Source organism: Aquimarina muelleri DSM 19832 (assembly GCF_000430665.1).
Lineage (GTDB): Bacteria > Bacteroidota > Bacteroidia > Flavobacteriales > Flavobacteriaceae > Aquimarina > Aquimarina muelleri.
In genome coordinates this window covers 92,826-116,415 of record NZ_AUML01000015.1, presented here as the reverse complement: position 1 = coordinate 116,415, position 23,590 = coordinate 92,826, and the positions used below count along the sequence as shown (strand labels likewise).

10 protein-coding genes are annotated in these 23,590 nt (G+C 31.7%); 8 read left to right on the top strand and 2 right to left on the bottom strand.

The window, feature by feature from the left end:
• The first annotated feature begins 7 nt into the window (after positions 1-7).
• Positions 8-2,203, top strand: a complete 2,196-nt coding sequence (locus tag H527_RS0107595; protein ID WP_027412148.1) for a PepSY domain-containing protein — start codon at positions 8-10, stop codon at positions 2,201-2,203.
• A gap of 327 nt (positions 2,204-2,530) precedes the next feature.
• The gene (locus tag H527_RS0107590) at positions 2,531-7,363 is read left to right on the top strand and encodes a reprolysin-like metallopeptidase (RefSeq protein WP_027412147.1); all 4,833 of its coding nucleotides are present in this window, start codon (positions 2,531-2,533) and stop codon (positions 7,361-7,363) included.
• A 459-nt stretch (positions 7,364-7,822) separates the two neighbouring features.
• Here H527_RS0107590 and H527_RS0107585 read toward each other — a convergent pair whose 3' ends face one another.
• Positions 7,823-8,353, bottom strand: coding sequence for a DUF4494 domain-containing protein (locus tag H527_RS0107585; RefSeq protein WP_035087621.1), 531 nt, complete (start codon positions 8,351-8,353; stop codon positions 7,823-7,825).
• 431 nt (positions 8,354-8,784) lie between these two features.
• Here H527_RS0107585 and H527_RS23095 point away from each other — a divergent pair, with 431 nt between their 5' ends.
• Entirely contained in the window at positions 8,785-12,138 is a 3,354-nt protein-coding gene (locus H527_RS23095) for a basic secretory protein-like protein (protein ID WP_081414569.1), read from the top strand.
• 104 nt (positions 12,139-12,242) lie between these two features.
• Here H527_RS23095 and H527_RS0107570 read toward each other — a convergent pair whose 3' ends face one another.
• The gene (locus H527_RS0107570; RefSeq protein ID WP_229809266.1) at positions 12,243-12,743 is read right to left on the bottom strand and encodes an Lrp/AsnC family transcriptional regulator; all 501 of its coding nucleotides are present in this window, start codon (positions 12,741-12,743) and stop codon (positions 12,243-12,245) included.
• Positions 12,744-13,144: 401 nt separating this feature from the next.
• On the opposite strand from H527_RS0107570, the gene H527_RS0107565 reads away from it, so the two are divergent.
• From H527_RS0107565 to H527_RS0107540, 5 genes are all read left to right on the top strand, one after another.
• On the top strand, positions 13,145-16,297 hold the full coding sequence (locus H527_RS0107565; RefSeq protein ID WP_027412144.1) for a SusC/RagA family TonB-linked outer membrane protein: 3,153 nt from the start codon (positions 13,145-13,147) through the stop codon (positions 16,295-16,297).
• An 82-nt stretch (positions 16,298-16,379) separates the two neighbouring features.
• Positions 16,380-18,059 carry a RagB/SusD family nutrient uptake outer membrane protein gene (locus H527_RS0107560; RefSeq protein WP_027412143.1) on the top strand — a complete coding sequence of 560 codons (1,680 nt, stop codon included), beginning with the start codon at positions 16,380-16,382 and terminating at the stop codon, positions 18,057-18,059.
• Positions 18,060-18,181: 122 nt separating this feature from the next.
• Positions 18,182-21,160, top strand: coding sequence for a GH92 family glycosyl hydrolase (locus H527_RS0107550; protein WP_081414568.1), 2,979 nt, complete (start codon positions 18,182-18,184; stop codon positions 21,158-21,160).
• 78 nt (positions 21,161-21,238) lie between these two features.
• Positions 21,239-22,147, top strand: a complete 909-nt coding sequence (locus H527_RS0107545; RefSeq protein ID WP_035087619.1) for an ROK family protein — start codon at positions 21,239-21,241, stop codon at positions 22,145-22,147.
• 91 nt (positions 22,148-22,238) lie between these two features.
• Entirely contained in the window at positions 22,239-23,537 is a 1,299-nt protein-coding gene (locus H527_RS0107540) for a sugar MFS transporter (RefSeq protein ID WP_027412140.1), read from the top strand.
• Positions 23,538-23,590 lie beyond the last annotated feature (53 nt).

Genomic DNA, 23,590 nt, shown 5'->3' with positions numbered 1-23,590 from the left:
TAACTAAATGACCATTTCAATTTGGAGATATAGCCACTTAGCTTTGGCTATATCTTCTTTCATTTTTATAATAATCGCATCTATAACAGGTATTATTTTGGCATTCGAACCTATATCGAATCAATTACAACCTTATTCTATAGGTAGTTCAAATAATATTACACTTGCTCAAACTATAATTGTTTTACAAGAACACTATGAAGAAATAATCTCCATTGAAGTTGATAATAATGACTTTGTTTCTGCTTCTGTCATTACCAATGATGGAAAAAATGAAACCTTTTACATCAACCCTTTAACAGGTGAAAAAATAGGTGAAATAATCGAAAAAGCACCTATTTTTAAATTTGCAACAAATCTGCACCGTTCTCTTTTCTTAAAAAGTGCTGGACGGTTTTTTGTTGGACTTATATCCTTTATATTATTTTTAATAGCCATAACAGGTATATTACTTATTATAAAAAGACAACAAGGCATTCATCGTTTTTTTTCTAAAATTGTAAAAGAAAACTTTGAGCAATATTACCATATAATAGTAGGCAGGTTAACCCTAATCCCTATCCTTATAGTAGCTTTCACTGGAGTATATTTATCCTTAGAGAAATTCTCATTATTACCCTCACATACAGCAGAACATCAAATAGATTATGAAAACATAAAAACTACTCCAAAAAAACAAATTAAAGATTTTATAATTTTTAATCAAGTAACACTAAAAAATCTTAGAGCTGTTGAATTCCCGTTTTCTGATGATCCAGAAGATTATTTTAATGTGAAGCTATCCAACAAAGAACTTATTATCAATCAATTTACAGGTCAAATATTAAGTACAATAGAGTATCCTTTTGTTAAACTTGCTTCTCACTGGAGCCTCATACTTCATACCGGACAAGGCAGTATTTTATGGTCTATAATTTTAGGGATCGTATGTTGTTCTATTTTATTTTTTATCTATTCAGGATTTTTGATGACTCTAAAACGGAGAAAGAAGAGTTCCATTCTCAAAAATGTTTACTCTAAAGATAAATCTGAATACATTATTTTAGTAGGTTCTGAAACTGGTAATACTTTTGATCTTGCAAAAATTTTCTATAACTCATTATTAGATCTAAACAAAACTGTTTTCATTTCAGAATTAAACAAATACTCTTCATATAAAAAAGCAAAACATCTTATCATATTTGCTGCTACTTATGGCAAAGGTGAACCACCTTCAAATGCAAAAAACTTTATAACTCTATTAAAAAAAAATATCCCTACAAAAGAGATTTCTTATGCTGTAGTAGGTTTTGGTTCTCTGGCATATCCCGATTTTTGTAAATATGCTATAGATATTGATAAAACTTTGCAATCAAATATGCTTTTTAAGTCTATTTTAGATCTACACAAAATAAATAACCAATCTTTTGAAGCTTTTAAAAACTGGTCCTTACAATGGAGTAAAAATACTGGCATACCAATACAATTAAAAGAACCTCCTAAAAAAAATAAATCTAAAAAAGAATCCTCCTTTTCTGTCGAGAGTAGATCTTTATTAAATACTGATGATACATTTTTAATACGTTTACGCTCTGAAAATAAAATATCTTTTATGTCAGGAGATTTATTGAGTTTTTATCCAGAAAATGATCCTATAGAACGCTTATACTCTATTGGAAAAATTGATGGAGACATTCTTCTAAGTGTAAAAAAACATGAGTTTGGAGTATGTTCGACCTACTTTAGTAAACTTAATAAAAATGACATTATTAAAGCTTCGATAAAACGAAATCCTGATTTTAACTTTCCTGTCTGGGCAACAGAAGTTATCATGATCGCAAATGGAACTGGTATAGCTCCCTTTTTAGGAATGATAAATACAAATAAAAAAATAAAATCTCATTTATTTTGGGGAGGAAGAAATGAAGAATCTATTGAATTGTATCATGAAATAATTCAAAATAGTATTAAAAAAAATGGAACAGCTTATTTTTATCCTGCATATTCCAGAGTACAAGAAAAAATATATGTGCAACATTTATTAAAAAGAAACAGTTCTTTTATTGCAAAAACATTAGATAAAAAGGGTGCAATACTAATTTGCGGATCTGTTGCTATGCAAAAGGAAGTAATTGCGATCATAGATCAAATTTGCCAAAAAATAAACCACAAGCCATTGAGTTATTATCAAAATAAAGGGCAACTCAAAATGGATTGTTATTAAATTATTATTGAGTAAAGAAATCCATTAATAAGGAAACCATTAACACAACTTAAAACACCTGTTTTCTTAACTTTTTACTTCGTTTTTTATGTTTTATTTAAGAAAAAAATATTGCTTTCTAGGTAATATTACATCTTCAAAAAAGATACTTGTATTTTTTAGCAAATTTGATCTATGATGACAACAATATCAAATCGAAATAAACCACGTAATATGTATTACAAAACATAAAAAAATTCTAAAAAAACAAGAAACACACCTACTCTATAAAAAATGCTTTTTAAAGACTATATAAGAATCTTTCAATTTTAAACATTAATGTATATCATGGGGAAAATTACATTACTTATAAAATTGGTTGTACTGATAATTCTATGGGGAACAACCACAAACATTCAATCACAAACTATAATTTGGAAAAAGACAACCACAAATACTTCAAAAAAGGAAATTTTAAAATCTAAACTTTCGATCGATGAATCAATTTTTGAATTACAAACAACCAATCTCCAAAAGACCTTAGAACAATTATCTACAAAAAAAGAGGTCCTTTTAAGTTTTCCAAATACATATGATCAATTTCAAGAATACCGTATCTGGCAAACCTATGTAATGCATCCCGAATTAGCTGCAAAATTTAAAGATATTAAAACTTATGCAGGAAAAGCTACAGATGGGTCCAACAAAACTATTCGGTTTACATACTCTACAACAACTGGTATTCATGGAATTATAATAGACCGCCAAAAGAAAACTTCAATACAACCTATTAGCAAATCCCAACATCGTTTTTATAATACTATACAGGAGCAATCATTATACGACTCTTTTAACTGCCTAACAGAAGAGGTATCAAAAACCTATTCTGCTCCTAAGAATAAATCTACGGTTAAAAGTATTTCAAAAGAATTAAAAAAATACCGATTAGCCATATCTGTTGCAGGTGAATATTCGCAGTTTTTTCTTGATGGTACTGAAAAAAATGACCTGGAACGAAAAACCAAAGTTCTTACATCGATAGTTACTACTATTAACAGAATTAATGAAATATTTAAACGAGATCTTGGTATTGTATTAGAGCTTATTCCTAATACAGATGCTGTAATCTTTCTAAATCCTAAAACAGATCCTTATAACTATTGGTTTCTAGGCGGAAACAACTATGGATCTAGTTTAAAAAGCACATTAAATCAAAATCCAAATATTGGAGTTACTGCTTATGATGTTGGACATTTATTTCAGGTAGAAAACGACAAACATGGTAACGCTGGTAGTGTTGGAAATGCTTGTATCGATGAAGATAAAGGAAAGGCGTATTCTGTACATACAAATCCAGCCTCTGAAGATATGAGATTATTAGTAGCACATGAAATGGGACATCAATTTGGAGCTTATCATGTGCAAAGTAGCAACAGATGCAGAAGTGGTAACGGTATTAGCGAAGTTGAACCAGGAAGTGGTAGTACCATTATGAGCTATGCAGGAATATGCCCCCCAATAGTACAAACACAAATGGATGGATACTATAATTATGTAAATATTAGAGATATTCAAACCTATATTAATACAACTGCATCATGTGCTAAAACTATTACTACAACAAATAATTCGCCTATTGCCAATGCAGGAAATGATTATATAATACCTATCTCTACTCCCTTTGTATTAACTGGAGAAGCCACTGATATTGAAGAAACAGGTAATCTTACTTATAACTGGGAGCAAAACAATCCCGAAAAAACGGAATCTTCGACACCTCCTCAACCTAATTGGACAAAAGGTCCATTATTTCGTTCTTTTCCTCCTACAAATTCACCAAAAAGATATTTTCCAGCCCTAAACCATGTTATTGAAGGAAATCTAACCCCTACCTGGGAGGTGCTTCCTAATGTTGCCAGAACTATGGATTTTGCTTTTACGGTACGGGACAATGATCCTCTAGGCGGGCAAACTAATGCCGATTTGATGACCATCACTGTAGCAGAAGGTTCTGGTGTTTTTGAGATAACGTCCCAAAACATATCTAATCTTGTATGGAATCAGGGTGAGCAAGCTACGATTAACTGGAATGTAGGTAAAACTAATCAAGCGCCTATTTCAGTTTCTCATGTAAACCTGCTTCTTTCTTTAGATGGTGGATATACCTATCCATATGTCTTATCGAATAACACACCCAATGATGGTTCTGAAACCATTATGATTCCTGCTGTAGCTACTACCGAAAAAGCCCGAATCATGGTTCAAGCAGTAAACAATGTGTTTTATGCGATAAATAGTACTAATTTTAAAATTCAGTCATCAGAATTTACATTAAACACTCTAAACCAAACCCTAGATATTTGTAAAGGAGAAGAAGCTATCTCTGTTCTACAATACCAGACTTTTTTAGATTTTAATGAAACTGTTACTTTTTCAGCCAAAAACCTCCCTACAGGAACTACAATCTCTTTTGTACCAGCTACCATAACAGGTAAGCATCTGGCAGAAAAAGAAATAAAAGCTACTATATCTAATACAACTGGATTAGCTATTAACACTTATAATATTACCCTAGTAGGAACAACGGCATCCAGTCTAAAAAAGGAGATTGATATAACGCTTAGTGTATACGACAACACTATGACTTTGTTAAATTTAACAAATCCTACCAATGGGTCATTTGTAAATAACTTAACCCCTACACTTCGTTGGGAAAATGATCCTAATGCCAGTTCTTTTGAATATCAATTAGCAACAAATATCAATTTCACCAACATTATAGAAAATAATATAATTACACAACCTGAAGTTACACTACAGTCTTTAAACTATAATACCAAATATTTCTGGAGAGCAAGAAAAATTAATACATGCCAATCAGGAACCTATACTTCTCCTTTTTCTTTTATTACCAAATGTGCAGATCCCGAAAATTTTGTCATAAATGAAATAGGACATAATTACGCAAATATAAGTTGGGACGATACTAGTAATAATTCCTGGGAATTGGAGTACGGGACTCTAGGTTTTGCCATTGGAACGGGAACCATAAAAACGTTTAACACCCAAAACATTCAATTAACAGATCTATTAAAGCTATCGAAATATGATATATACCTAAGATCTAAATGTGGAATAGGATACACAGGAAATAATATAGGCCCAATCCAAGTAAAAACACTGGCTGATTACTGTAGTGGAGATCGTTTTTATGATTCTGGAGGACCAAATGGAAATTACGATAATCGTGAAGATGAAACTATTGTATTAATCCCTGACAATAATAACCAAAGAGTTAGATTGGATTTTAAACAAGTAGACCTAGAAGTATATAATGATCGATTACTAATTTATGATGGCCCAGATATATATTCCCGACGTATAACATATATTACTGGCACAAGAATTCCATCATCTATATTTTCTACACATGAAAGTGGAAAACTAACGGTTCAGTTCTTATCTGATGAAAACACTACTAATTCTGGGTGGGATGCTATAGTAACCTGTGAAGCAAAGCCTATGTGTAGATTTCCTGATAACATAAGTTCTACTAATCATACTTCTAATTCTGTTACAATTAATTGGCCTACACAAAATACAGTAGAAACTTGGGAATTAGAATATGGTTTAAAAGGTTTTAGTCCAGGCGAAGGAACATTAGTTACGTCTGGCTCTAGTAGCTACATCATCCAAAACCTGGATCAATATACAGAATACCAAGTGTATATACGAGCCAAATGTAAAGCCGGAGGATACAGTGATCCAATGCCTGTTCCATTTGTTTTTAAGACCTTATGTGATAGTATCAAAGCTCCTTTTAATGAATCTTTCCCTAATTACAAAATTCCTGATTGTTGGATCAATAGTGGAGTTCCTAATTGGACCGTAAATTATAGTCATGGAGGTGCAAGTTCTTCTGCTGGTGATCATACTCCAGGAGGAGGTACCCGATACGCCTCTGTTACGGGTAATACTGTAGATCCAATTAATCAAACAACATCCATATCTACATTAGAAAGCCCATATATTGATATTAGTGATTTAGAAAAACCTAGTATTGGATTTGCACTTTTTAATGAAGTTTTTCCAGATGAAAGAAATTCTAAAATAGTCGTTAGTTTTTTTGACGGAAATCAATGGAACACATTACTAACACAACAAGAAAGTTCTAATAGATGGACAGAATATTCATTTGACATTTCGGGATACCCTATTACCAATACCATTAAGCTAAAATTCGAAGTCACTCGCTACCAAGAAAACAATTCTTATTTTGGTTCTGGAGATATTTTAATTGATGATATATTTGTTGGCATTGCTACTGATTATTGTAGTGGAGATCATTTTTATGATTCTGGGGGAGCTAATTATAATTACAAAAATGGAGAGCGCCGTATAACCGTTTTAGAACCTAATGATGAACAATCTCGTGTTCGCCTAATTTTTGATTCTTTTGATATTGCAGCCTGTTGTAGTACTATGAATATTTATGATGGCCCAGATACTTCTGCCCCATTAATAGGCACATATATAGATGCTGCACCACCAGAAATTGTATCAACACACATAAGTGGAAAATTAACAGTTCTATTTGTTTCTAATTCGTTCTATTCGCCAAGATCAGGCTGGGATGCAAGAGTAATTTGTGAACCTAAACCGATATGCCAATCTCCAGATATAATTTCTTTTACAGAAATTACTCTGGATAGTACTAAAGCTTTATGGAAAGAGCATCCAAATAACTCTGAATGGGAAATCTTTTATCATATCTCTGGAGATAATACTACTAAAAAAGTGATTCAAACTGGCTCTAATCAAATCTTATTAGAAAATCTAACTCCAGATACTTTGTATGATGTATTTATAAAAAGTATATGTATTGATAAGAATGGTGATCTCAAAGGGCCTTACTCATTTAAAACAGCTAAACTAGAACCTAAGCCTATAGAAGGTCGATTTGCATATTACCCGAACCCTACACGTGACAATCTTTTTATCGAATCTAGTGACCCAATATTAGAAATTAAAGTAGCTCACATTTCTGGGAAAATTATTTTTATCAATAAGCACAATACTACTGATATTACTTTACCATTAGAAAACTTATCTCAGGGTCTATATTTTATAACTATATACACTAGCAAAAGCAAAAAAGTTATAAAAGTACTTAAAAGATAACATTTGGATTCTATCAATATTAAACCTCTGCAAACAACAGGTGATTGCAGAGGTTTTTCATAGTTATATTATCAAAAATAAAGGCTAATACATTGAACACTAATAACCAAAGTTTCGATTAATATTCGGATGTACCATAAAAACCGTCAATTCGAGTGATTCGATAGTATTTCCGTTTTTAATTTACTAATTCTTTGTAAACAAATCTAAAGGAGTGATTTTTTGTATTAGATATGGAGAAAAACTATATCTAGAATAGATTTTTAGTACTGAAATGCTGGTTTTCGATACAAAATTTTTAGCAGAACTCCACTCAAACTAACGCATTTCAGATAAATTGAGCCCAGGTTATAAAATAAAGTTTATCAATGATATTATTTACACGTTAATAAACAAAACCCTTTGGGTATCCAAAGGGTTTTGTTTGTAAAAAAATTCCAGAATATTCATTATTTCTAATTATTCCTCCTCTTCTAAGATTACTTTTTCTGGCAGTATTTCCTCCTTAGGAGCAGTTGTATCTTTTATTGCTTTAAATTTTTCTAATTGCTCTTCTTCTCCTGTAAAATAAGGAAAAACATCCATAATAGGAGATTCAGAAATAGCAGGTATTGTATAATCTCCCATAGTATTTTTCATAACACTATTCGTATTATCAAAAGCCTCCTTTACATCATTAGCTTGTACCAATAAATATAAGTTAGATTTTCTTTCCTTTCCACTCTCTTCATCATAGGCTATTAAAGAAACTTTGGATTTAAACCAGCGATCCGAATTTTCAAACGGATGTATCTCTGCAAAATTAGCCACTTTTATATTTGTGATTTTGAATTCTTCACTAATATATGCCGACATTTCTTCGTTTATTCTAGACTCTGCTTCTGTATAAGATAAAGCATCTACCAAATAAGGCTCTGTAGTAACTTTTTGCACTCCAGAATCATTAATTTTTCTATACTTTACTTTGCATTCATACCAAGTAGTGTTCATATCGTTTTTTTTTAGGCTGACAAATATAATTTTTTTAAAAAGTTTGAACCGTAAAAAACAGAATAGATATTCACAATCTAAAAATGGAATGTTTTAGATAGCACACTTTTATCTGCTCTAAAAATAATTATCCTAAAATTAATTAGAGAAAAATACCTGATTGGCATTCTACCTTCCAAAAGACTTATAAAAAAATATTTTTTTCCACTAACTCTATAGAATCACTAGTTTTTAAGCATAAAAAACACTTTATCACTAACCTACAAAGCTTATTAAAAGTAAAAAAAACTAAAAAAAATAAGAATCAATATAAAAATTACTGAAATTAAGTATAAAATCGAATAATAAACCTTTAAATCATAATTTTACCCTAACTAAACATTTATTACACAGATCCTTAACGATCTCTAATAAAAAACACAAACTTAACAATGAAAAACTACAAAAACCTCATGCTTAGCATAAGCATGATCGCATTAATGGTATTTGCATTACAAATTAATGCAAATCCTAAAAAATCAGTTTCTAAAGATGGAATAGATAGATCCTTTATTTCACAGAGTAAGCAAGCCTGTGAATGGGGTAATAATTTCCTTACTCCAAGAGTAGAGTTTACAGATTTTGATGGGACTACTATAGGATCCCAAATATTTAAACAAGTTATTCCTAATGCGCAAAGTTATATGCAACAACGTTGTTTGGATGTAGCTAAAATACTATACCGACATTCTGCCAACGCTCCTAAATTCAGGTTATTAAAATTTGAACTAAAAAACGAAGACTTTGTAGCATACAAAGGTGGAAACGGAGATCAAATGACTATCGCCGTAAGCACACAACATTTAGCTAAGATCTACAGAGATTCTGGCAATAATCCACAAGTAATAAAAGATGAAATTGATGGTATATTATACCACGAAGTAACACATGGGTACAACCTATCTCCAACTACAGGAGGTACTTATGATGGATCTTCTCCTTTTTGGGCATATACAGAAGGTATTGCAGATGCTGTAAGAATACATGCTGGATTTCATCAAACAAGAAACCCAAATGTAATCGACTCAAGAAAATGGTTAAGTGGCTACACTACAACAGGGTTCTTTTTACACTATATATCTCAAAAACACGATAAAAATTTTATCTATAAGTTCAATAAAGCCGCTAAAGATTTAGGAAACTCATGGTCCTTTGACAATGCTTTTAAATCTATTCTTGGAAAAAATGTAGAAACGGTATGGAATGAATATAAAAACTATATTAACAGTGGCAATTCTTTGGATTACGATGGAAACTATCCTTGGTCATTAGATTGCGAAGGAGACACTCCTCCTCCTACAGGAGAAACTATAGATATTACTAATGATGGCGGCAGCATATCAAGCCAACACAACGACTCTCCTTCTACTGAAGGGATTTCTAATCTGATCGATAACAATATCAATTCCAAATTTTTAACGTTTAACACTTCTACCTGGGTACAATATAAAGCTACCAAGTCATATGTCTTATCCTCCTATACTATAACCTCTGGAAACGATGCTCCAGAAAGAGATCCTAAAAGCTGGACACTACAAGGATCTACCAATGGTAGTTCTTGGATAAATATCGATCAAAAGTCTAATCAAGATTTTTCTAACAGAAATCAAAAAAGAACTTTTCAAATAAACACTAGTTCTACATACCAATATTACCGATTATCAATGACAAATAATAGCGGAGGCACTCTACAGGTATCAGAACTTGAATTGTTTGGAAAAGAAAAACAGATACAACTCCCTATAGCAGATTTTAGTGTAAATAAAACTAGTATTAAAGAAGGTGAAAGTATTTCTTTTTCTAATTCTTCTACCGATGCCACTTCATACAACTGGACATTTAATGGAGGTGCTCCATCTAGTAGCACACAAACAAACCCAGTAATTAGATATAATACAGCAGGAACGTATTCGGTAACTCTAAAAGCAATAAATAATGATGGTTCTAATACAGAAACCAAACCTTCGTTTATTACTGTAGCCAGAAATGGTGATAGTGGATCAGGAGACATGGTTGACATAACTAATGATGGAGGAACTGCTTCTAGCCAATATAACGACTCTCCATCTTTCGAAAATATATCCAAAATTATCGATAACAACCTTAATTCTAAATTTTTAACTTTTAATGCATCCTCATGGGTACAATATAAAGCTACTAAATCTTATATTTTATCTTCATACACCGTAACTTCAGGAAATGACGCTCCAGAAAGAGACCCAAAAAGTTGGACTTTACAAGGATCCTCGAACGGAAGTAACTGGCAAAATATAGATCAGAAATCCAATCAAGACTTCCCTAACAGAAAACAAAAAAGAGCTTTTCAAGTAAACACGAGCGTTACCTATCAATACTATAGATTATCCATGAACAACAACAGTGGAACCATTCTACAAGTATCGGAACTTGAACTATTTGGAAAAGAAAGCTCTACAGGAGGAGACATTTTGCCTGTAGCAAACTATAGCGCAAATAAAACTAGTATTCAAGAAGGTGAAAGTATTTCTTTCACTAATTCTTCAACCAATGCCTCTTCATATAATTGGTCTTTTGACGGAGGTACTCCTGCTAATAGCACACAAACAAACCCAACAATACGATATGATAGAAAAGGAACTTATTCTGTAGTCTTAAAAGCAACTAATAGCTTCGGTTCTGATACAGAAAACAAAACTGCATACATTACTGTATTACCAAAAGGAGACGGAGGAAACTGCAACTGGGGAAATAGCTTCCTTACCCCTACTGTACAATTTACAGACTTTGATGGCTCTACCCTAGGATCTCAAATATTTAAACAGGTAATTCCTAATGCTGAAAGCTATATGCAACAACGTTGTTTAGATGTAGCCAAAATATTATACCGAAATTCAGCAAATGCACCAAGATTCAGGTTATTAAAATTCAACTTGAAAAACGAAGATTTTGTAGCTCATAAGTTTGGAAATGGCGATCAAATGACTATTGAAGTAAGCACACAACACCTAGCTAAAATCTATAGAGACTCTGGCAATAACCCACAAGTAATAAAAGATGAAATTGATGGTATATTATACCATGAAGTAACTCATGGATACAACCTATCTCCAACCACAGGAGGTACTTATGATGGATCCTCTCCTTTTTGGGCATATACAGAAGGTATTGCAGATGGAGTACGTATATATGCAGGCTTTCACCAAACAAGAACTCCTGATGTGAACAATTCTAGAAAATGGTTAGGAGGATACACTACCACAGGATTTTTCTTACAGTATGTTACCCAAAAATACGACAAGAATTTTATCTATAAATTTAACAAAGCTGCTAAAGACCTTGGTGGTTCATGGTCTTTTGATAGTGCTTTTAAATCTATACTAGGAAAAGGTGTAGAAACGGTGTGGAATGAATATAAAAACTATATCAATGGTGGTAATTCTTTAGATTATGATGGAGATTATCCTTGGACGTTAGATTGTGGTAATACAAACAACATTCTTTCTAACAAAAACACAACCTCTAGTCTTGATTTTAGTATTAAAACACATCCTAATCCAGTAGAAAACAGCCTTTTTATAGTTAAATCTGATCACATACAAAACATAACTCTTTTATATGAAATCTATAATACCCAAGGCATTTTAATTCATAAAGAAAAGACCTTTGGTAAGGAACTTAACTTAAACCATCTTAATAGTAATATGTATTTTTTAATTATTAAAAAAGATGGAGAGGTAATATCCCGAAACCGATTTATCAAAAAATAATTTCGAATATAACATTGATTAATGATATTTTTAAAACACCTGTTCTATAAAAGGAATGGGTGTTTTTTTTTGTGTAAAACACAGTATTTATACAAGTAAATGTGTTACAAATAATATTCTGAAGTATGTTTAATAACTTTTAAAGAGAATGTCGTATTTAAAACTCCTATATTATCTATTTTAGATAACTTAGACCGCATAAATTCGTGATAATCTTCTAGACTTGGCATATTAATTTTTAACAAAAAGTCTACTTGTCCTGCCATGTGATAACACTCTTGTACTTCTTTCAAATTTTTTATTTGATTTTCGAATTTATCAATAAACGATTCACCATGAGACTGAAGAGACACTTGACAATAAGCCGTTATAGGCAAATTAACAAGCTTATTATTAACAATCGCAACATACTTCTCTATAAACCCTCTGCTTTCTAAACGTTTTATACGCTCATATATAGGAGATACAGTCAAATTTAAAAGATTAGCTATTTCTTTTGCTGTTTTTTTAGAATCTCGCTGAAGGATACGTAAAATAGTTTTATCTGTATTATCTAATGTTTCCATATTATTTTTTAACTCTATTAAAATAAAAAACACTTTCATATAAACACAACCAAGTGTTTTTAATTACAAATATAGGCTTATACCAATTTTATTTGTTATTCTATTAAATACATAAAATTAACATTTTTAATGTTTTATACAGCATTTTAACTATTATTCAATGCGTATTTCTACAAAAACCTCTTTTTTTAGTAAGAAAAAACACTTAAACAAAGCTTATTATTTACAAATAAAAGAAATAAAAACTTTTAAAAACATATTTAATAATAATAATCACTGTTATTTATCCATTATTTAAAAAAATAAACTTCATATTATAAATTTGATAACAAATAAATCTTTTAAACATAATAAATTATTAACCCTTTAATAACATAATTGCTTTAGAAGAACAAATTGTAAAAATCAGCAGTCAAATAATTAACTAAATCAATTTTAATATGAAGAATAAACTAGGATACCTATTTTTTGTACTTACCTTCATGTCATTTACCAATAAAATAATTGCACAAGAAGTTACAATTACTGGTAAAGTAACAGATAGTAATGAGATGCTATTGCCTGGTGTTAACATTATCATAAAAAACACTTCTAAAGGAACACAAACCGACTTTGATGGAAACTATTCTTTAAAAGCTTTACCTGGAGAAACATTATTATTTAGCTATCTAGGTATGGAACCTCAAAACATAACAGTAGTAAAATCTGGAGTGTATGATATCATTATGCAAGAAAACTCTAATCAATTAGATGAAATTGTAGTAACTGGATACTCAAAACAATCGGTAAGAAACATAACTGGATCTGTTACCGTTGTAAAAGCTGAAGATCTTGCAGCAACATCTCCTGTAAACATAGAGCAATCTTTACAAGGACTTGCTTCTGGAGTAACAGTAAGTTCTGAAGGAGGACCAGGAGGAGAAGCAATGGTAAGAATAAGAGGTTTTGGAACAATTAACAACAATGATCCTTTATATGTAATCGACGGTACACCAACAACTACAGGAATAAATCAATTAAACCCTGCCGATATAGAATCTATGCAAATATTAAAAGATGCCTCTTCCTCTGCTATTTATGGGTTTAGAGCATCCAATGGGGTTATTCTTATCACCACAAAAGGAGGAAAATATAATAGTGATACAAAATTTACCTTTGATTCATATCTCGGTATAGATAATGTTCCAGAATCTTCTTTTCCAGATTTATTATCTCCACAAGAAACCGCAGACATAGTTTGGGCTCGTTTTTTAAATGATGGCACCGCACCTTCTCATCCTCAATACGGTAATGGGGCTAGACCTATTTTACCTACTTTCTTGACTCCAACAGGATCCTTTGTTACAGATTTATCTGCTTATGATCCAGAAAACAATAAAATCACAAGGGCTAACAAAAATGGTACAGACTGGTTTGATGAGTATTTTAACGCTGCTTTTGTTCAAAATTATAATCTAGGAATTTCTGGAGGCTCTGAAAACGCAAAATTTCATGTAGGAATGGGAGCTTTGACACAAGATGGTGTAACATTGCATACATCATTTAACCGATATGTATTACGAGTAAATTCAGAATTTAAAATATCTAATAATTTTAGAATAGGAGAATCTTTTAACATCTCATACTCAGATAGAGTAGGCTCTACAGGAAGTCAATTTACAGATGGAGATATTTCTTTCCTTTATAGAGCACAACCTATAATCCCTGTATACGACATTGCAGGCAATTATGCTGGCCCACAAAGTGCTGGTTTGGGCAATGGTATTAACCCTGTAGCAAGTGCTACACGAAACAAAGATAATTTAACAAGAAGAATTAGAACTATCGGTAGTATTTATGCAGAAATAGATTTTCTAAAGAATTTTACCTTCAAAACCAATTTAGGTGTTGACTACGATACTAATAACGCTTCCTTTTTTACATTTTTAAATCCAGAAGTAGCAGAACCTAATAATGTTAATAGATTAACAGAAACAAATAATTATGCTATCGCAACTACATGGTTTAACACGCTTAGTTATTCAAAAACTTTTGGAGAACATAATCTTGATATCATGGCTGGTACAGAAAGTAACAAAACACAAAATAAATTCTTAAGTGCATCAAGAACAGAGTTTCTGATTAATGATATAAATTACAGATATCTAAACAGAGGAGAAGGAACAAGAGATAATAATGGTACAGGGAATAAAAGTGGGTATTTTTCAGTATTTGGTAAAGTAGATTATAATTACAAAGACAAATATCTAGTATCTGCTTCCCTACGAAGAGATGCTTCTTCTAAATTTGCCGAAGACAATAGAGCTGATTTATTTCCTGGTTACAGTGCTGCATGGAGAATATCTAATGAGCCATTTATGCAAAATGTTTCTTTTATTAATGATCTTAAAATAAAAGCTGGATACGGAGAATTAGGAAACGAAAGTATTCCACAAGGAAGAATATATAGCCAGTATATCAATAACGATGATACAAATTATGACTTATTAGGTGCCAATTCAAATGTTTTGCCTGGATATAGTCAAATTATTATTGGTAATAAAAATTTAACATGGGAGTATACAAGCACAAAAAATATAGGGATTGATGGTGCTTTATTTAACAATACTTTTCAATTTAATTTAGAACTATATAATTCAGTTACCAAAAAATTATTAATTCAAAAACAAGCTAATGCAACTATTATAGGTAATGCTCAAGCAAAATACTTAAATAGAGGAACAGTAGAAAATAATGGATTCGATCTATCCCTAGGGTATAGTAAGCAAATTAGTAAGGATTTAAAATTTAATACTTCTGTAAATATATCCGCCTATAAAAACAAAGTAAAAGAATTAGGAGATAATTCAGACTATTTTATAGAAGGAAACTTGGCAAGAGAAACTAGACCCGCAAGAACGCAAGCTGGTCAACCCATTTCTTCTTTTCATGGGTTTATTATTGATGGCATTATACAAAACCAAGCAGAACTTGCTACAGCAGCTAAATACTCTGGTTATGATGTTGGAACGTTTAAATACAGAGATCTTAACAATGATGGTGTAATTACAGACAAAGACAGGGGTTTTATAGGAAATCCTCACCCAGATTTCACGTATAGCTTTACTACAGGGTTTGACTACAAAAATTTTGATTTCTCCATATTCTTTCAAGGAAGCCAAGGGAACGATATCTATAATTTCACTAAATTTTTTACAGATTTCAATAGTTTTCCAGGTGCAAAAAGCAGAAACTATTTAAATTCATGGAGTCCTACAAATACTTCGGGCACATTACCACAATTAACAAATAGTCCTGCAGAACATTACTCTAGTGCAAGTAACTATTACATAGAAGACGGATCTTACCTTAGGGTAAAGAATGTACAATTAGGCTATAGTTTACCTGAGCAAATAATATCAAAATTGAAAATTGAAAAATTAAGATTTTATATTCAAGCAAAGAACTTATATACATGGACTAAATATTCTGGTTTAGACCCTGAAATTAATTTACAATATGGAGGTACTTCTGGTAATTTAGATATAGGTATTGATAGAGGAGCATATCCTGTTGCAAAGTCATTTCTTTTAGGGGTTAACCTTAGTCTGTAAATCATACGTTAGAAAAAACATTTTGTTTTACTTAAAAACATATCTGTTATAGTTATTACAAAAACATTCAAAATATAAATACATGAAAAAAATAATCATTTTTATATCCGTAGTTCTTTGCATACTTTCTTGTGATAGAGAACTTGAGATCGAACCACAAGGAGCTCTTGTTGAAGGTCTAATAGAATATAATGAGAAATGGGTAGATCTGCAACTTACAAGTGCGTATGCTATACTAGACGGCAACCCAGGTTATTTCTGGGCTCCTGCATCTAACTGGGCGTTAGGAGATGTAGCTTCTGATGATTTTCATAAAGGATCTTCTATAGATGACCAACCGCCATTGAATGATGTAGAGCGATTCTCCTCAGGAACGACTAACATCTATGTTACCAGAAAATGGGAATCTCTATTTGAAGGTGTATCCAGAGCCAATCAAACCTTAGAGTCTATAGAAAAAGCTATAGAAGAAGGTACTGCTAAAGAAAAATTAATAGTATTTGGTGCAGAAGCACGTTTCTTAAGGGCATATTATCATATGGATGCTAAGAAAATTTGGAATAACATCCCATTTATTACTAGAGGCCTTACAGAAACCCCTTCCAATGAAATAGATGCATGGCCTATGATTGAAGAAGATCTTATTTACGCAATAAATAATCTTCCTGAAACTCAAGATGAAATAGGAAGAGCTACTTCTTGGGTCGCAAAATCATACCTAGCAAAAGCACATATGTTTCAAAAAGATCATCAAGCTGCAAGCACTGTTCTAGATAATATAATTAACGAAGGTCCTTATCAATTAGTACCTAATTATCATGATAATTTTAATGGAGAAAAAGATAATAATTCTGAATCTGTATTTGCTGTTCAAAATTCTGTAAATGATGGTGGAGATGGTTATATTAATGGAAATAGAGGTAACCGATTAAATCACCCTTATGGATCTGATGCTCCCGGAGGAGGATGTTGTGGTTTTTTTCAGCCTAGTCAAAATCTGGTTAATGCATTTAAAACAGACACAAATGGATTGCCATTATTAGATTCTTTTAATGAATCTGATGTTACCAACGATCAAGGCATAAATTCAGACGAACCATTTACTACTCTTTATACCGGAAACCTAGACCCTAGATTGGACTGGACAGTAGGCAGAAGAGGTATTGAATACCTTGGTTGGGGGCCTATGCCCGGATCTAGATGGATACGGGATCAATCTAATGGTGGTCCTTATGTAGGAAAAAAACATGAAGTTCTAAAATCTCAAGAAGGAACAATTTCTGCTGCCAGTGCACCACAATATAATGCTATAAACACCCCATTAATAAGATATTCTGATATACTACTATGGAGAGCAGAGATTTATGCAGAAAATGGATTATTAGGAGAGGCTATGAATTTGGTAAACCAAATAAGAGCAAGAGCTGCTAATCCTGATGGATTTGTAAAAAATCCAGACGGTACCCCAGCAGCAAACTATAGAATTAATCAATATACATCATTTCCTGATAAAGAATATGCGATCAAAGCTGTTCGCTTTGAAAGAAGATTAGAATTAGCATCCGAAGGACATCGCTTTTTTGACCTTGTTCGATGGGGGATAGCTCCACAAGTATTAAACAAATACATTAATGAAGAATCTTCTAAACGAGTATATCTTAATGGAGCTAATTTTACTAGTCAAAAAAATGAATATTATCCAATTCCACTAGACGCAATTAACTCCTCTAAAGGGGCTTTAAAACAAAATTCTGGATACTAAATATAAATGAGTTGCTATATAAATTATTGTTTGTTGTTTTAAGATTAAGGCAGGATCATTTTTAGATTCTGTCTTTCTCATATTACTAAAATATAGATAGTATTAGTCAAAAAATAAGAATTATGAAATGTTTTATAATAAAACAAACACTTATCTTTTTTATACTAGGGGGCTTAGGAATAAGCTGTTCTAATATAAAAATAAAACAGCCTGTAGATTATGTTGATGTTTTTATTGGTACAAAATCCCCTGGACATACATTCCCTGGGCCTATGTTACCGTTCGGAATGGTACAACTAAGTCCAGACACCAGAAACGATCATACCAGCTGGCCTGCATGCGCTGGATATGATTACACAGACTCCTCTATTATTGGTTTTACACACACCCATCTTTCTGGCACAGGAGTTCCTGATTTAGGCGATATTTTATTCATACCTGTTACAGGAAAAATAAAATACAATGCAGGTAGTCCCGAAAACCCTGATTCAGGATATCGTTCTAGATATTCTCATAATCGTGAATTTGCAGAACCTGGATATTACTCTGTCACCTTAGATGATTATAATATAAAAGCAGAATTAACAACAACAAAAAGAGTTGGAGTACACCGATATACCTATCCAAAAACAGATAGCACCAGTATCATTATTGATCTTGAACATAGAGATCCAGTAATCGAAGCAAAGTTTGAAATTATTAGCACAACAGAAATAGCAGGATATCGAAGATCTAAAGCTTGGGCAGGAAATCAACGTCAATATTTTGTTGCACAATTTTCTAAACCTATAACATCCTATCAAATTCTTAATGGACAAAAAATTGAAAATACTGGTTCAGAATTTAATGATAAAAAAATAATAGCAGCTCTTAATTTTGATAGCTCAGAAGATGAAATTCTGGTAAAAGTAGCTCTCTCTGCAGTTAGTATAGAAGGAGCAAGGAAAAACCTAAAAAAAGAACTTACTCATTGGGATTTTGATAAAATTAAAAACGAAGCGAAAGAAATATGGAATACTTCATTAAGCAAAATAAAAATCACAGATAGCGATGAAGATAAAAAAGAAATTTTCTACACCTCATTATATCATAGCTTATTAACCCCAAACTTATATAACGATATAGATGGTAAATATCGAGGTATGGATGATAAAATCCATACAGCAGAAGGGTTTAATAATTATACTGTTTTTTCCTTATGGGATACATTTAGAGGTCTACACCCCTTATTAACTATTATAGAACCAAAAGTAACCAGAGATATTGTAGTTACATTACAAAAAAAACATGAACAATTTGGAGAAATTCCAATGTGGGAACTCGCAGCAAATGACACTAGGTGCATGATAGGATATCATGGAGTCTCTGTCATAGCCGACGCGTATTTAAAAGGAATTACAAATATAGATCCTGAAAAAACCCTACAAGCAATGATAGAAAGCTCTAATGTAAAAAAAAGAGGTATTAATTATTATACCGAATTAGGGTTTGTTCCTTCTAACAAAAGTAGTCAATCTGTATCCAAAACGTTAGAGTATGCCTATGATGATTGGTGTATTGCACAAATGGCAAAAGCTTTAGATAAAACAGACATCTACGAGGAATACTCTAAAAGATCCCGATTTTTTGTTAACTTATTTGATAAACAAACAGGTTTTATGAGACCCAGATACTCTAACCGAGAATGGTACGAAGATTTTAATCCCACATCGGTAGAAAAAACCTACAACTTTAATTTCACAGAAGGAAATTCATATCAATACAGCCTTTTTGTCCCACATGATATAGCTAGTGTGATTGATCTAGTTGGTGGTGATCAAAAATTTAATCAATGGTTAGACAATTTATTTTCTAAAAACTCTGGTGAAGAAATTAGTGAAGATTCAGATGTTTCTGGACTTATAGGTCAATATTCTCACGGTAATGAACCTAGTCATCACCTTGCTTACCTATATAATTATGCTGGTAAACCATGGAAATCCCAAACAACAATCCATAAGATATTGAATGAAATGTACACTTCGGAACCTGATGGATTATGTGGTAATGATGACTGCGGACAAATGTCTGCATGGTATGTACTTAGCAGTCTTGGATTTTACTCTGTAACTCCTGGAGCTCCAGAATATGTAATTGGAAGCCCTACTTTCGAAAAAGCTGAAATTCATTTGGATAATGGAAAAATATTTACCATAAAAGCGAATAATGCCAGTAAAAAAAATATTCACTTTTCATCTTTAAAGTTAAATGGAAAAGATTACCCTAATACATACCTTAAACATGAAGATATTTTAAATGGAGGAGAACTAGTTTTTGAAATGACAGATACACCTAATAAAACTTGGGGTACCGATCTATCCAACAGACCTATGTCTGACACTCAAAAAACAGTAAACATTCCTTACTTAAAATCAGATTACACCACATTTCTGGATACCAAAACCATCTCTTTAGATTGCGACACAAAAGATGCAGAAATATACTATACAACAGATGGTAGCGAACCCACAAAAAATAGTGCAAAATACACTACTCCTTTCGAAATAAAAGAAACTACCTCCTTAAAAATAAAAGCTTTTAAAGGTAATCTAAGATCTAGTTACACTACTCCATTATTTTTAGAGAAACTAGAAAGTGTAGATCCTCAGAAATTAAAAAATAAACTTGAAAACGGGCTTTCTTATAAGTACTATGAAGGTATTTTTAGATCTGTTTATGATTTTTCTGATGATGAACCTGTACAAAAAGGAAAAACTGACAATATAAATATACAATCTAGATTAAGGGATGAATGGATAGGTTTTGAATTTGATGGTTTTATTAATATTCCTAAAAACGGATTATACAACTTTGAAATAGCAGCCAATGATGGTGCGCAATTATTGATTGACAACAAAGAACTATTTGAAAGTGACGGAAGAAAATCGTTTAGTTTCACTCAAAAAAATAATATAATTTTATCTAGAGGGTTGCATAGGTTTACAATAAAGTACTTTCAATGCTCAGACAATATTGGCTTAAAAGTATATTGGAGCGGTCCTGATTTTGAAAAAAAAGAAATTGATTCTTCCAATCTATTTTACCTGAATAACGAACAATAAAAAACAAAAAGTGTAAAAACTATTCTTAAACAACTAATAATAGACGAACACACTAAACAACAAATAGTAAAGCAACAGATGATTTTAGGAGTAGACATAGGAGGAAGTCATATTACCGTAGCTGGCATTGAAACCCAAAACCATGAAATACTAGATACTAATTTAGTATCTATTAAAGTGGATAGTACTGCACAGGCAAATGATATTATAGATAATTGGATCTATGCCTTACAAAAAAGTATTGCTATTAGTAAAAAAGAAGAATTAGAAGGCATATGTATTGCTTTACCTGGTCCTTTTGATTATAACAGAGGTGTTTTTGCTTATACAATGGAGCATAAATTCACTTCATTATATGGTTTAAATATTAAAAAAATCATTGCTCAACGATTATCCTTATCCGATAATATACCCTTACGCTTTTATAACGATGCAGCTTGTTTTGGAATTGGAGAAGCTTGGAAAGGCAAGCTTAAATTTGCAAAAAAAGCAATAGCCATAACTTTAGGAACTGGTTTTGGTACTACATTTTTATCGGAAGGACTCCCTGTACTTCATGGAAATGGTGTTCCTAAAAATGGTGAACTATACAATATTCCATTTAAAGATGGTATTGCAGATGAGTATTTCTCTACTCGATGGTTTATTAAAAAATATGAAAGCTTAACAGGTATTACCATTAACGGAGTAAAAGATTTAACCAATAGTTCAGAGCCTAATATATGTATAACTCAAGTATTCGAAGAGTTTTCTTGTAATTTAGCTACTTTTCTATTGCCTTGGTTACAAGGCTACCATGTAGATGCTATTGTAATTGGTGGTAATATATCTAAAGCATGGGATTTTTTTGCTCATGACCTTAAACATAAACTAAAAAACCAAGGGTGTTTTATCAAAATACACCAAAGTGATCTAAAAGAAAAAGCAATATTATTAGGTGGAGCAAGACTAGTAAACGATACATTCTATAAAAGCCTTTGTTTCTAAATCAAAACAAAGGATTATTTAGGATACAACATAATGAATTAAAAGTATGTATTAAAAAACATACAATTATTTTTAATCTAAAAACACTATTTTGAAAAATAATAAAACATATAAAAGTGCTTTTATATTTTTAACTTCCTTATTCTTTTTGTGGGGATTTATAACAGTACTAGTCGACTCCTTAATACCAAGGCTTCGAGAAGTTTTTACTTTAAATTACTTTCAAGCAGGATTAGTTCAGTTTGCTTTTTTTGGTGCTTATTTTTTATTATCCATTCCTTCTGGATTTATTTTATCCAAAATTGGGTATAAAAAAGGTATTCTATTAGGTCTACTAACCCTTGCAACAGGGTGCTTATTATTTTATCCTGCCGCATCCTATCGAGAATTTAGTATTTTTATGTTAGCTTATTTTGTGCTAGCTAGTGGCATTACTATTCTGCAAGTTGCTGCAAATCCTTATGTTGCAGTTTTAGGCCCAGAAGAAAGTGCTTCTAGCAGACTTAACTTATCGCAAGCATTTAACTCTTTAGGTACCACGATAGCACCTGCTATTGGCGCAATGTTTATTTTAAGTGACAAAGTTAAAAGTCCACAGGAAATTGCTGCTTTAAACACTCTGGATAAAGAAAATTATTATATTTCTGAAGCTGCTGCTGTACAATCTCCTTTTATTGGTATTGCAATGTTTGTAGCTTTATTAGCTTTTGCTTTTATATTTGTAAAACTACCAAAACTAATAAAGAACAGTCCAAAAGGCGGGTATATAAAAGCTCTACAAAACAAGTCTTTAGTTATGGGAGCTATCGGGATATTTGTATATGTCGGGGCTGAAGTTGCAATAGGTAGTTATCTAATTAATTATTTTTTAGATATGAATCTGGCTACTTTAATTAAAGAAAGTGAATTTATGAGAAGTATTTCTGAAAATATTCTTGGATCTAATAGTGAAGATTTAGATAATAATGCAATAGTAGGTGCTTTCCTTACTTTTTACTGGAGTGGCGCTATGCTTGGTAGATTTATAGGAGCACATTTAACAAAAATCATAAAACCAGCAAAAGTTTTAAGTTTCTTTGCAATTGGAGCTATTTTATTAATTTTAGTTTCTATTTCCAGTTCTGGTTTTATAGCTATGTGGAGTATTCTTGCAGTAGGATTGTTTAACTCTATAATGTTCCCTACTATATTTTCCTTATCTCTAGAAGGTTTAGAAGATTTAAAACCACAAGCATCAGGTATTTTATGCACAATGATTGTTGGCGGGGCAATAATCCCACCTATATTTGGATTACTATCCGATCAAACGGGGTTTAAAACTGCTTTTATTCTGGTCATAATCTGTTATCTATATATTGTTTTTTATGGCAGAAAGAAAGTTACTTCTTAAAAATACACAAAAAATCATCTCTTTATAAAATTGATAATAAAAAAGCACATAAC

Excerpts from the sequence above, each read along its gene's own strand:
- H527_RS0107595 (WP_027412148.1), top strand. The coding sequence starts at position 8 with ATGACCATTTCAATTTGGAGATATAGCCACTTAGCTTTGGCTATATCT.
- H527_RS0107590 (WP_027412147.1), top strand. The coding sequence starts at position 2,531 with ATGGGGAAAATTACATTACTTATAAAATTGGTTGTACTGATAATTCTA.
- H527_RS0107585 (WP_035087621.1), bottom strand. The coding sequence starts at position 8,353 with ATGAACACTACTTGGTATGAATGCAAAGTAAAGTATAGAAAAATTAAT.
- H527_RS23095 (WP_081414569.1), top strand. The coding sequence starts at position 8,785 with ATGAAAAACTACAAAAACCTCATGCTTAGCATAAGCATGATCGCATTA.
- H527_RS0107570 (WP_229809266.1), bottom strand. The coding sequence starts at position 12,743 with ATGAAAGTGTTTTTTATTTTAATAGAGTTAAAAAATAATATGGAAACA.
- H527_RS0107565 (WP_027412144.1), top strand. The coding sequence starts at position 13,145 with ATGAAGAATAAACTAGGATACCTATTTTTTGTACTTACCTTCATGTCA.
- H527_RS0107560 (WP_027412143.1), top strand. The coding sequence starts at position 16,380 with ATGAAAAAAATAATCATTTTTATATCCGTAGTTCTTTGCATACTTTCT.
- H527_RS0107550 (WP_081414568.1), top strand. The coding sequence starts at position 18,182 with ATGAAATGTTTTATAATAAAACAAACACTTATCTTTTTTATACTAGGG.
- H527_RS0107545 (WP_035087619.1), top strand. The coding sequence starts at position 21,239 with ATGATTTTAGGAGTAGACATAGGAGGAAGTCATATTACCGTAGCTGGC.